At 49.9% G+C, this 11979-nt stretch carries 9 protein-coding genes and 1 pseudogene; 7 read left to right on the top strand and 3 right to left on the bottom strand.

The features are described 5' to 3' along the window. Nucleotides 1-136: 136 nt before the first annotated feature. The 3 genes and pseudogenes from LIW51_RS30580 to LIW51_RS30570 all read left to right on the top strand — a co-directional run. Nucleotides 137-1093: a VOC family protein gene (locus tag LIW51_RS30580; protein ID WP_227379818.1), complete on the top strand. Its 957-nt coding sequence runs from the start codon at nt 137-139 to the stop codon at nt 1091-1093. Nucleotides 1094-1184: 91 nt separating this feature from the next. Beyond that, entirely contained in the window at nt 1185-2249 is a 1065-nt protein-coding gene (locus tag LIW51_RS30575) for an alcohol dehydrogenase catalytic domain-containing protein (protein WP_227379817.1), read from the top strand. 1212 nt (nt 2250-3461) lie between these two features. After that, a pseudogene (locus LIW51_RS30570) lies at nt 3462-3692 on the top strand (transposase); the annotation flags it as partial. 716 nt (nt 3693-4408) lie between these two features. Here LIW51_RS30570 and LIW51_RS30565 read toward each other — a convergent pair. After that, nucleotides 4409-4699 (bottom strand): PadR family transcriptional regulator, encoded by a 291-nt coding sequence (locus tag LIW51_RS30565; RefSeq protein ID WP_227379816.1) that lies wholly within the window; start codon nt 4697-4699, stop codon nt 4409-4411. Nucleotides 4700-5559: 860 nt separating this feature from the next. On the opposite strand from LIW51_RS30565, the gene LIW51_RS30560 reads away from it, so the two are divergent. The 4 genes from LIW51_RS30560 (at nt 5560) to LIW51_RS30550 (ending at nt 8994) form a co-directional block, all read left to right on the top strand. Beyond that, entirely contained in the window at nt 5560-7590 is a 2031-nt protein-coding gene (locus LIW51_RS30560; protein ID WP_227379815.1) for a S8 family peptidase, read from the top strand. A 605-nt stretch (nt 7591-8195) separates the two neighbouring features. Continuing rightward, entirely contained in the window at nt 8196-8354 is a 159-nt protein-coding gene (locus tag LIW51_RS40155; protein ID WP_438267476.1) for a DUF7344 domain-containing protein, read from the top strand. Continuing rightward, nucleotides 8332-8577 (top strand): hypothetical protein, encoded by a 246-nt coding sequence (locus LIW51_RS30555; RefSeq protein WP_227379814.1) that lies wholly within the window; start codon nt 8332-8334, stop codon nt 8575-8577. The genes LIW51_RS40155 and LIW51_RS30555 overlap by 23 nt, the downstream gene beginning before the upstream one ends. A 75-nt stretch (nt 8578-8652) precedes the next feature. After that, complete coding sequence (locus tag LIW51_RS30550; RefSeq protein WP_227379813.1) at nt 8653-8994, top strand: hypothetical protein; 342 nt, start codon at nt 8653-8655, stop codon at nt 8992-8994. Between the two features lie 1761 nt (nt 8995-10755). Here LIW51_RS30550 and LIW51_RS30545 read toward each other — a convergent pair. Both LIW51_RS30545 and LIW51_RS30540 read right to left on the bottom strand, forming a co-directional pair. Beyond that, nucleotides 10756-11511 carry an alpha/beta fold hydrolase gene (locus LIW51_RS30545; protein ID WP_227379812.1) on the bottom strand — a complete coding sequence of 252 codons (756 nt, stop codon included), beginning with the start codon at nt 11509-11511 and terminating at the stop codon, nt 10756-10758. A gap of 88 nt (nt 11512-11599) precedes the next feature. After that, nucleotides 11600-11926, bottom strand: a complete 327-nt coding sequence (locus tag LIW51_RS30540) for a DUF7344 domain-containing protein (protein ID WP_227379811.1) — start codon at nt 11924-11926, stop codon at nt 11600-11602. Between the last annotated feature and the right edge of the window lie 53 nt (nt 11927-11979).

The following is an 11979-nucleotide window of genomic DNA, read 5'->3' as shown; positions in this document are numbered from 1 at the left end:
GAGGCGTATTTCGTAGCCGGAACGCCGTACGTTAGCCTCTCTCCACGGCCGACTGGAGCCTTTCCCGACATCGAAGTCGGTGATTTGACACAAAGTATTATATGGTATCCCTCTATACGTTCTGTTGTACCATACCATGCCAGAGATAACAGGCATTCACCACGTGACGGCGTTCTGTGACGATCCACAGGAGAACTACGATTTCTTCACGAACGTTCTTGGAATGCGATTCGTCAAACGGACAGTTCGTTTCGACGTCCCCGAGAAGATTTATCACCTCTATTACGGCGACGAAATGGGGACCCCTGGTACGATCGTCACATATTTCCCGATGACCAACATGCCCATGGAAGATGGCATGGTTGGAAAGGGTATGATGAGTTCCGTCGGCCTGACGATCCCAGAGGGTTCGGTCGATTACTGGGAGGGCCGTTTCGAGGAAAACGATGTAAACTATACCGTTGAGGAGCGGTTCGACGAGACCGCGATCGCGTTCACCGACCCGGACGGGCTTCCGTTCGAACTGGTGACCGGCGAATCGGATATCGAACCGTATACGGACGGCAGCGATGTTCCGGCAGAATACGCCATCCGCGGAATGTTCAACACGACCTTACACTCGAACGACCCAGCAGGGACGATGGATGTCCTCGAAACCATGGGATGGGATCGTGTCGGAGAGGCCACCCATCCGCAGGCCGGTGACCGCATCCGCTACGAAGCACCTGGAGACGCACCATGCGCCACCACAGTCGACGTCCTTATCCGCCCGAACGCACCTCAAGGTGTGATGGGTATTGGAACGTACCTCCACGTTGCATACCGAGTCAAGAACGAATGGGAACAGGACGAGGTCAGTGACATTCTCCGTGAAAACGGTTACATCACGACTTCCACAAAAAATCGCGACTACTTCCACTCGCGATATATCACCGAACCCGGCGGAGCCGTCTTCGAGTATGCCACTGACGGGCCTGGTTTCGACATCGATCAAGATCCCGAAAATTACGGCGACGAGTTAAAAGTGCCGGCTTGGCTGGAAGTCGACGTCGAACGTATCAATGAGATGCTCCCGCCACTAGAAACCAACTAGCCGGTCGTCGTTCCGTTTTTGCAAGCTCAACTTAAGTTTTGATTGTTACGTTACACTATCTTTATTGGGTAGAGAGGAATCGTTACCCAATATGCGCGCAGCACGCTACTATGGTCCAAAAGACATCCGTATCGAAGATATCGAACCGGACACTGTCGGTTCCAATGATATCCGTGTGGAAATCGCTGCCTGTGGGATTTGTGGATCAGATCTCGGCGAGTACGTTGGGGGCCCGATTACGATACCAGACGAACCCCACCCAGTGACCGAAGAACACCTCCCGATTACGATTGGGCACGAAATCAGTGGTACCGTTACAGAAGTTGGGGAAAATGTCGATATCACAATCGGAACTAACGTCGTGGTTAATCCGATAATTTGGTGTGGAGATTGCCAGTATTGTCACGAAGGGAACTATCACCTCTGTACGTCTGGCGGATTTATTGGTCTGTCCGGTGGCGGTGGCGGGTTTGCAGAAAATGTGGTCGTCTCTGCCGAAAAGATCGTCCCCGTTTCCGACGAGATCCCAATAGCCCTCGCTGCACTCGTTGAACCTTTCACTGTTGGCGTCCATGCCGTCGAACGATCTGGTCTCAAGTCCGGCAATACTACTGCAGTTTTCGGAAGTGGTCCAATCGGTCTGACCGTTCTCCAGGCTGCACTAGCGGCCGGTGCAGGACCAGTATACGTTTCCGAGCCCAATGAAGCCCGGCGGGCACTTGCGCGGGAGTGTGGTGCTGATGAAGTTATTGATCCGACTGAAATAGATCCTGTTTCCTATATCATGGGCGAAACAGGCGGCGGAACTAATACCACATTCGAGGTTGCTGGTGTTGAGCAGTCAGTCAATCAGGCGCTCACAACTACTAAGTCCGGTGGAACAACAACTATCGTAAGTCTCTTTGAGGAGACCATCTCTATCGACCCAAATAACATCGTCATGCATGAACAAACCGTCGTCGGGACGGCGGCATTCAAAGGTGGTCCGCTCTCTGGACGGGAATTCGGAACAACGATTCGAAATTTTGAGACAGGCGTATTTGATCCGACGCCACTCGTTACATCACGAATCAACCTTAATGACCTTGTGGCAGATGGTTTCGAAATTCTTCTTGACAGAAACAGCGAAGAAGCGAAGATTCTTGTCCAGCCCTGATTGAATGGGTCGGCAAAAAGTGTAGGGAGAAAGTGATGAACACTCACCTAAGATTGAACGTCTGATTCGGTTTTTGTGAGCAGGAAATATTCAGTTCGCGTTCATTGACTTTGTTCTACCAATTATGGCATCATTCAGACAGATGTTAACGTTTAGGGACGTGGATCAGCGATGGAACAGTCGCCGATCACAGTATCGTCGAGATCGAGAGGAACTGATACAGCTGATTTGAACACACATATCGCTGACCTACCGCTAGTTTCATCGTTTTATCTTGGCAAGAAGATCCACGCGAATCTGATAGGCGGGGATCCGAGGCGGATACGACAGGAAAATTATCGCTAGTGGGTTATACGATGAGAACGCGTTCGCGAAGACAGCGGCAGGTGCAGGCGGTCAATGCGAACAAACGGTAGCTAAGGTCATTCTCCGTGCTCTTCGATTATGACGGAGCGAATCTATGGACGGTACAGCCGTCGGGACTAATAATCGATATTATCTCTATATCTTGATCACTTTGAGAATTGTTCCCCATGGTCGTTCGACAATTTCATTTAGTAATAAACACGCGATAGGGGGCGTCGTCATCGGGTTTTTCTCGTCAAAGACAAGGACAGCCGTTCTCTTTGCCTGTTAATAACAAACAGGAACCGTCGACAATTGACTGCTAGGAGAGAACTAGCAGTATAGGCTTCCCGATAAACATTACACAAATAGAATTGTAACGGATACCCGAATTGGTGGTTGTCAGAGATTGATCCAATATAAAAGCGGATGAATTTTCAAACGCTCGTTTTGGATTCCGATTTAGAACAATCATTATCGTGTTTGATAATTTCGTATGGGGGAGATCACCCCATATGCATATCTGACGATGAGATTCAGGACAAAAAGTAGAAGTGTTGCCAAGGAATCGGCTACTTATTTAGTTCCTATACCGCCGAATATGAGGATGATAATCTCTCGGTTACTAGACTAATTTGACCAATTATCAACATATTATAATGAATATTAACTCCCTGATCAATATCAAACCGAAAACCCTCAGTTTGATTCCAGAATTGTAACTAACATCGCTCTTCGAGTTAGGAGAATGGCTCGAGGTGAATGACGAGGCAATCTTTGAATCGAGTCCGTGGGTCGTCGCCGATATTCAGTGTTCATGACGAATGGGAAGTCTAGATTTTACGAGAATATATGTATCACTGGTAGATCGAGAACGAGTACAAGAGCATCAAGAACGACTTCTTGGCGAAGACTTCCTCCAAGGATTATCGAGTATGGCTGTTCTATTTCGTGTTTGCGGTATTGCTCCACAACATCTGGCGTCTTACCGATTTCCTGTTGAAAGCAGGTGTCAACGGCGAGATTGATTATGCGCCAGGTCTCACAGCTGGTGAGTGTTTTGATTTGGTCTGTTCAGCACTGATTCCGCCTGACTAACCCTTTACCCACTCAGTTCGCCCTTTGCGAGTGGAAACACTATCCGAGGAGAAAGAATTTCGCGCTATTATCTCGCACCTGTGGAGTTCAGTCCGCTAACTGATTCTGAACCCCACTGCGTTGGCAGATTTGGTCCGTCATCTACTCCAAAATTGCCGAAAACCGGCCATCCCCCGAAACTGTGGTCTCTGGGAGAGATGGTATTTTATATAGCAGTATGCAATTTATAGACTTAGGAAGTACTGATACTGAGAAATAGAGAGCCTATATCGGGGGAATACACTGGAAGTGGTGGTGTCTTCGTTACTTCCGCATTCGTCACTAAGCGGAAGTGGAATCGCACGGGTAGCCGCCCTCGGGGAAGCATATTTCGTTCGCACTACTCTCCGTTTCTGTATCCAGATTTGCCTCCGAGAAATGGCCGATCCTGAGTTTTCTTCTCGCAGAGGAGAGCTATCGGTCGGAAATTCATGGATTAGTATATTACTCCAACTTTGATAGATCCTGTTTCGATATCGCCCCGTATTCACGATTGGAGTAGGTTGTAAAGAAATCGCGCAGCGACCGTGACCGATGGGGGTTTGCTACCGAGAGAATGTGAGTTGTCTACTCCACTCTAGTGGGATACGGTTCATCGAGGTTTCATGTTACTGCAGAACGGGAGTTAGGTCAGTGCTGTGGTGGATTGCCTAAAGGAATGCTATGATGCGCGTTTGTTAGGCTATTGGAACCTCTTGCTCGAGATACTCTTGCTCCCAGTCTCTCCGAGCTTCGATTTCTCGCTGGCCACGCTGAGTCAGCGTATAGATGTTCGTCCGGCGATCTTTTTCGCTCTTCTCAATCAGCCCTTTGTCGACGAGTGCATCCAGATTTGGATAGAGTCGCCCGTGATGTACTTCCTTGTCGTAGTAGCCTTCGAGGTCGTCTTTGATGGCAAGTCCATGTGGATCATTTAACCCCTTCACCACGTACAACAGGTCTCGTTGAAAGCCAGTCAGATCGTGCATTGTTCTCCCACTAGCCATTGTCACGTATTTATGAAATCCTTTACGGCATGTGAGCGTTCACAGGGGTGATCAGTTATGTCCAGATGGTTCGTAATGGAACGTTTTTTCTTAAACCATAGATGAACCGTCCTCAAACTGCTGTTACTACTGGTTAAAATCCTAAAAGAGATACACGGCTTTCTCACCTGAGATCACGATGAGAATCGAGTGAAGAAGGGGCCTCGATTCGACGCCGTCACCCCAGTATCGGATCTCCCGGATGACCATGGTGGTGAACTCCCCGACTCGTCGCTGTTGGTGTGGTGATGGTGAGATGGAAAAATGGACGAGTGACTGGGTTCTAAGATGCCATGAATCGTGTAATGGACGTGAAAAGACGAACGGGGATGGAATCGAACCATTGAGGCCACCGTGAGGTAGCCGCTACCGACAGTGCAAACCTGCTGCACGTCGATGATGCTCATACCTGCGAGCAACCCGTTCTCGCCCCGGAATCCCCTGGGGCAGAGTGGGGGAACGGTGGAGTGAGCACCCCCACGCCAACCATGAATATGGCACCAGTCGTAACGCGACGTGTTTCTGTACGATCGAGCGTCCACCGTGTCACCAAGGTCAGTGCGACGCTCGCAGTTGTTCCAATGACTGTGTTAAGTATTGTTATGTGGTGCCTGAAAGTGAAACAAAAGCAACGGAAACCTCTCGATATATTCCCTCCTGCGCTCGTGAGGAATTCACCCGCACTGTTGATGCGAGGACCATCGTGATAGTCAATAAACAAAACTGATAAAATATAATATCGGATAATGTATTCCATACTAAGATAAATATTTCTAATTACGTTTCCTGTGCTAGGTTAATATATGAAGGATTCATCACGCCGAGAAATACTCAAAAAGTCGGCTGGCATTGGTATCATTCCACTCGGCTTGCAACGACCGAGATCCTGTGACCAGCCTCTTCGAGTTATCGTCGGCACGGAGTCGGAATCGGCTATTGAAGCAGCCCACGACCAAGCAGAGACGGTTCGTCGAACGATTGACCTCGGATCATTCTCTACAGCCGTCGTCGGCCGATTTTCAAAGCGAGCGCGCACGAAACTGAGGAATCGCTGTGATGTGACCTACGTAGAACAAGACCGCTTCAAGCAGGCGATCGATCACGAAACAACGGGCAGTCAGACACTCCCGTGGGGTATTGATCGAATCGATGCCGAACAGGCCCATCACAAGGGGTATACTGGATCCGGCGCTGATATTGCGATTATCGATACTGGGATCGATAGCGATCACCAGGACCTTCAGCCCAATTTGGGAGCAGGTAAGGCCTATATCTCATGTGGGACGACAGCAGAGGGAAATCCGTGTACCCAAACAAACGGAAACGCGTGTCGCCAACCCTGGGATGACGACGATAATCACGGGACGCACGTCGCCGGAACCACGAATGCAGTAAACAATTCACTCGGAGTAATTGGGGTCAGTACGGAAGCAACACTCCACGCGGTAAAAGCATTGGATTGTACTGGGAGTGGCTATTATTCACAGATCGCAGCTGGAATCCGATATGTCGCGGATCAGGGCTGGGATGTCGCGGTGATGAGTCTTGGAAGCCCAATTGGATCACGAACCATTCATGATGCCTGTAAATACGCCTACCGACGAGGCGTCTTCCTCGTCGCCGCAGCTGGAAACGATGGATGTCTTGGCTGTGTGAATTATCCTGCTGCGTATCCCGAGGTAATCGCGGTCAGTGCAACAACCCCAAATGACCGTATTGCTTCGTTTTCTTCGACTGGGTCGGCAGTCGAACTGGCCGCGCCTGGAGCAAACGTGTACTCGACGGTCGCTGGAGGGTATGCGACGTTTTCAGGGGCGTCGATGGCCTGTCCACACGTTGGTGGTGCAGCTGCACAATTGATGGCACTTGGAGATACGAACGCAACGAATATCACCTACGATAGTAGCGATACCCTGACCGAGGAGAGTTACGAAAATCCCGGTGGTGCTCGTGGGCGGCTACGTTCCACAGCCGAATCGATTGGACTTGATTCAACGCAACAGGGATACGGGTTAGTCGACGTGGAGGCTGCGGTTTCGATCGGCGAAACGGGAACCGTGACCACCAACCAACCGACTCCCGGAGCGTGGCACACGGTTTCTCTTGAGGGCGCCTATGACAATCCAATCGTGCTGATGCAGCCCCTTTCGTACAATGGCTCTCATCCGTGCCATATCCGACTCCGAAACGTTCAGAGGCAGAGTTTCGAGTTCCAACTCGAAGAGTGGGCATATCTCGATGGAACGCATACCGCAGAGACCATCTCCTACCTCGTCTTGGATGCTGGAACATACACTTCTGAGACGGGCACGCGGATTGAAGTGGGGACGATGACCACGAATCACACGTTCTCGAGAAAACCATTCTCCCAGAACTTTACGACGGCTCCCGTCGTCCTGACGCAAACACAGACATTCAACGGCCCTCATCCGATCGTCACCCGGCAGCGAAACGTCTCGAGCAACGAGACAGTGATTCGGCTGCAAGAAGAAGAGGCCCAAGACACCGTTCATGCAACGGAGACTGTTGGCTACATTGCTGCTGAACCAGGTGTTAGCGAGCTAAACACGGTTCGCTTCGAAGCAGGACTGACACCAAACACAGTTACCCAGACGTGGCATTCGACCGAATTTGACCGATTATATGAAGAGCCGATCTTTATCGCAGATATGCAAACGTATGATGGTGGCGATCCCGCTGCACTCCGCTATCGCAACCTCCGCGATTCGACCGTCGACGTGCGTATCGAGGAAGAACAAAGTCGGGACGCCGAAACTAATCACACAACGGAAGCGCTCGGGTATTTCGTGATCGATGGTCAACAATTGATATAGTCTCGTTCCTTCCGATTAGGTTTCAACGGCTAACATCTCGTCAATGTGCGTATGGTGATCCACGATCGCTCCCTAGCTGATATCTTCTGACTTCGCCCCGTCCTGAGGAAGCGAAACAGTGATCGATCATATTTTAGACTATATGACTGCGTCAGTCACCTTCGGCAGCCTATTCGTCCGTGAGATACGCTTAGCTCCTGTCGATAGTTTTTCTTTCGTATTGTTTGTATGTCACTTCAAACCTACATAAGACTATTGATATCGGCCATTAATACAGGAGGTAGATGAAGCGAACCCACTCCCTGCATGGATACGGTGTGCTCAGCATTGTTGGTGGAGGGCTTGCGATTTGGTATGCATTCGAGCATCCGATATGTAAATTGGGTGGAGTTGAGAGCCAATGTGCCCCGAATGTCGTGTTTTTAATTCCTGGAATCACTGCCACTCTCGTCGGGATCGAGCTCATTTGGCTCATATATTTGCATGACCAGGCTGCCCATTCTCAAAGATAGAGGAGTAAAAAGTTTCATTAGTTGATTGAGAACCACCGCGTTGTATAGCCGGTGTAGCAAAGACTCCACCGTTGCTCAGGGCCGGACGTCCCAATGCGGAGTTCGATCACAGCACACCACCAGGCACAGATTGTCCTGGTACATCAGCATCTCCCAGCTCTCGCCGATCACCGCCTCATCGAGTATGATCCACGGAGTCAGACAATTAGGTATCGAGGGAGCACGGCGAGTGAAGCCTTCCTCAAATATTGACGACTTGTGGCTCCCCGCCCAGCGTGAAATGGCGGCGGTAAGCGAGTACACGCTCATAGATGATATTCGGGAGACTGGGCTGACCTATCGCCATTCTCGGCTTTCAGATGACGATTCTATCACGTATCTTGCCTGCCGCGATCACCACTTCATTGGGTATGTAGGTGCGGAAGTCCAGACCCCGCCTCCTATCTTCCAGCAAGTGCGGGTGTACTTCTCATGAGCATCCTTGGCACTGTCCTCATTCAAAACGCCGATTCTGTCTCGCAGTACATCGCCTAATTCCACCTACTGATGAATGTTCGAGCGATTGGGGGTGGCGAATCCTTCAAATGAAGTCCCCCCGAAGAAGCAGTTAGTGAGCTTCAGAACGATATATCTGAGTATCGAGAAAGGAGACGCGCATGAAATTATCTCACGGTCAGTCGACGGTATTCAAGCAAAAACGGTGAATGGGTCCATTGAGTATCAGGATATGGGTGGGATGCTACTTGCTGTGCTTTCCGACGAACCTTCAAAACGTGGTGCAAAAGCTAAACTTCGCTATCAAACCGCTGTTCTCATGGCGCTCCTTGCTCACGGTCGGGTGAAAGCACGCGAAATTCGAGATGTGGTCGAAAATCACCGAGTTCCCGAGTGAACCGTCTCGGAGTCAAGCCCCGAGGCACTTGGCCTACTCCGCCTACAGATGCAATATCATACGAAATTGCTTCACCGTTTCGCCAATCTGCCAAAATCCGTTTATTCATGTTCCACTTCAACAACTGTGCCGGCCATACAAATCGTACAGATGCTCACGCCATATCTCTCTTCTGCGTCGATGTACCCGTGGTTAAACGGTTGCGATTAGTTTGCTCATCCTCTGTAATTCATGGCGTTTACATCCTCGAAATATTGACGATCACGGGACGTTCATCGATCTGACTACCTAAAAGAGACTATCGGCAGTAGCTGCCCCAATAACGCTGAAAATTGCGCCAATGCAGATTGCTTTTCCACCAAACACGACCCAAAGTCCCCCTAATATACTCCTACCCAACACCCCGAACACTACTGCAAACCAGGCAACTCCCAACAGAAGCATTCGGACGGAAATCGTTCGATTCTGCCCGAAGAGAATGCGTGTTGTGTATGCTTCCATATTACGGAGATGTATCTAGTAGATAATAAGCTTCGTGAACAGTGAAATACTCCTTTGACACTTCTCCACAAACCCATAACTGGCAGTGAGCACCCCACGGTGACCCCGAACCGATCTCTATGCAAAGGGTTGGAAACGTTTCCAGGGGCTTTCGTAGGCTAGTACAGCATACTAACATCGGCGAGGCGTCGAAGAAGTACGAAACCCGCCAGCAGAGACCAGGAGGAAGTAGCGTTTGTATTTTTCAACGTTCAGGCCACCAAAGAACTAATACGTCTCTCCATGTTTATTGGTAACATGGGTGCAAGCCAGTCGGCACTGTACATCCGAATATTTTTGTTGAGCCAATTACTTCTCTGGATCAGTCTCCTCCTGCTCGCCTGGTGGATTGGAAGTCTTGTGCTCTAAGCCAGTTCGACCTTGTTTTCCCCCGGGAGTGCTGCTGTAATCGGTGCGCGTCGGTTCGACGTAACCGGTAGTGGGATCAACCCTCTGGATTCATGCTACTGAAGCACATACCACACTCGTGGGGAGAGTGTTTTGCCTGTCATCCACACGCCACCCACTTCCCCCACCTTTCCCCCGATTTCTCGCGTGCCCTAGCCGATCGGCGTCGCTCTTCACCAACAACCCCGCCATACTGGGGGTAGAGAGGGTCCAAAAAGCGGGACGAGATAATCATTGGCTACGCCTAGAAATTGACCGACATGCCACTTGCTGCAGAAACAACGCCAACCTCGTACTTCAGTTTCTCTCCAAGGAGAAGATCGATTCCAACTGAGAACGGAGCACGAGACTGGCTCTGGCAGTATCGCAATCGAAACGATACCTCACGGAGGACACCGATGACTAAACAGTCGGCTGCTGATTCAAGCCACCGAGTGATTTGCTATCGATGTCAGCAACCAGTAGATCGCCAACGGGCCTGGGAGTGGCGTGGAGAATTGTTCCATCCTGATTGCCTCCTGCCAGAGTTTACTTTCCAACCATACAAGGTCGATATAAACCAGGGCAACCGTTCATCTGAACGGCTCAAATGAACTTTCCCTATGATGGTTCGTTAGGAACCGTTTCTATCACTCTAGGACATCTCTTTCCACACGTCCGATAGCTCCTCGACCGCATCGTCCTCCGAGCTCGACCGTTTCGGGAGGTAGAACTGCTTACGCATGGGTATACTGTCGTCGGACTCCTTCTCGGTGACGTGAAAGCGCTTCCCGGTGCGATACATCCATTCGATAGTGGTTTGTGTATCACCTCTCAGGTTTGACCCTGCTGAGAACTATTCGAGACAAACTCGGAAATTTTATTGATGATTTCCATAGGCTGTAACAGTCCTGTTCCAAAATGCCCGGAATTTTCCAGCAGTATCGTCTTCACTTGAGGATAGAGCTCCTTCAAGTCCTGTCGTTCTTTGTCACTCACAATTCGATCATTCTCTGCCTCAATGATTAGAATAGCTCCATCCCAGGTTTCCAGATCGTCTTTTGTAAATCGATAGTTCTCAAAGTAGTCGATCAGCACATCGGTTTGTGAGAGCATCAGTTCCTTATTCATTCTTCTCGATTCAAACATCTCTCGGGAAAATGTCAACCAAAATTCCTTCTCCGCTTCCGATGAGTTGACGCTTTCGGCGCTAATCTGCTTCGTTATGAAGTATTTGCTGAGCAACCTAAATAGCGGGGCGGGAACCAGACCAATCATCGTCCGATACTGGTTGAATTTCTTTGCGTAGTCCTGGCTTGGACCCATGCTGACGAACAGAATTAGCGATTGTGTGAGTTCTGGATGGGCCCGCACGAAGCACTGGGCTATCATTCCTCCTTGTGAGAATCCTAAGAAGTGGACCTCCTCGATATCCTCTTTCTCGCATATTGTATGAAGTCCCTTTACAGTATCCTCGACAGTAGATACTCCAACAGGCAACGTCGGTGCGATTACTTTGTATTCCTCACTTAGAGATAGAATATATCGAAACGATGCTTCTCCAACGCTTCCCCCACCATGGAGAATCAAAACTGCTTCCCCCGCTGTGAGTATTGAGACAAGCCCAGTCGACGCAGTTAGTGAGCAGCGTCACGAGATGACTACTGGTGCTCTGCGCTTACTTGTAGAATCCACCAAGCTCAAAGAGCAGTTCATTCTGGATGCCATCACAAAAGCGCACGGTCTCACTCCGCTGGTCGTACTCGATGATATCGTAGTCAGCGAGTTTTGGGAGATGGTTGTGGATGAGTATGGTTCGGGCTTGCTGCTCAGATTCCACGTCGTCCACTTGTGTTTGGATGACCGCAGCTAATTCAGTCAGAGTCACAGCGTCACTGTCTCCGTCTTGGAGGTGATCAAGGACGACCCGTCGGTGCCTATTAGCGAGTAGGTCGCAGACCGTCCCGATGGAGTGGGTCGGATGAGTAGCGTTTACAGGTATCATTACTAGCTACGTTAGTGCTTGTGACTAAAACCACAACACCTTATTAGTTAGGC

It is taken from the genome of Haladaptatus halobius, from assembly GCF_020618475.1.
Classification (GTDB): Archaea; Halobacteriota; Halobacteria; order Halobacteriales; family Haladaptataceae; genus Haladaptatus; species Haladaptatus halobius.
This window is presented reverse-complemented; position numbering and strand designations above follow the sequence as displayed.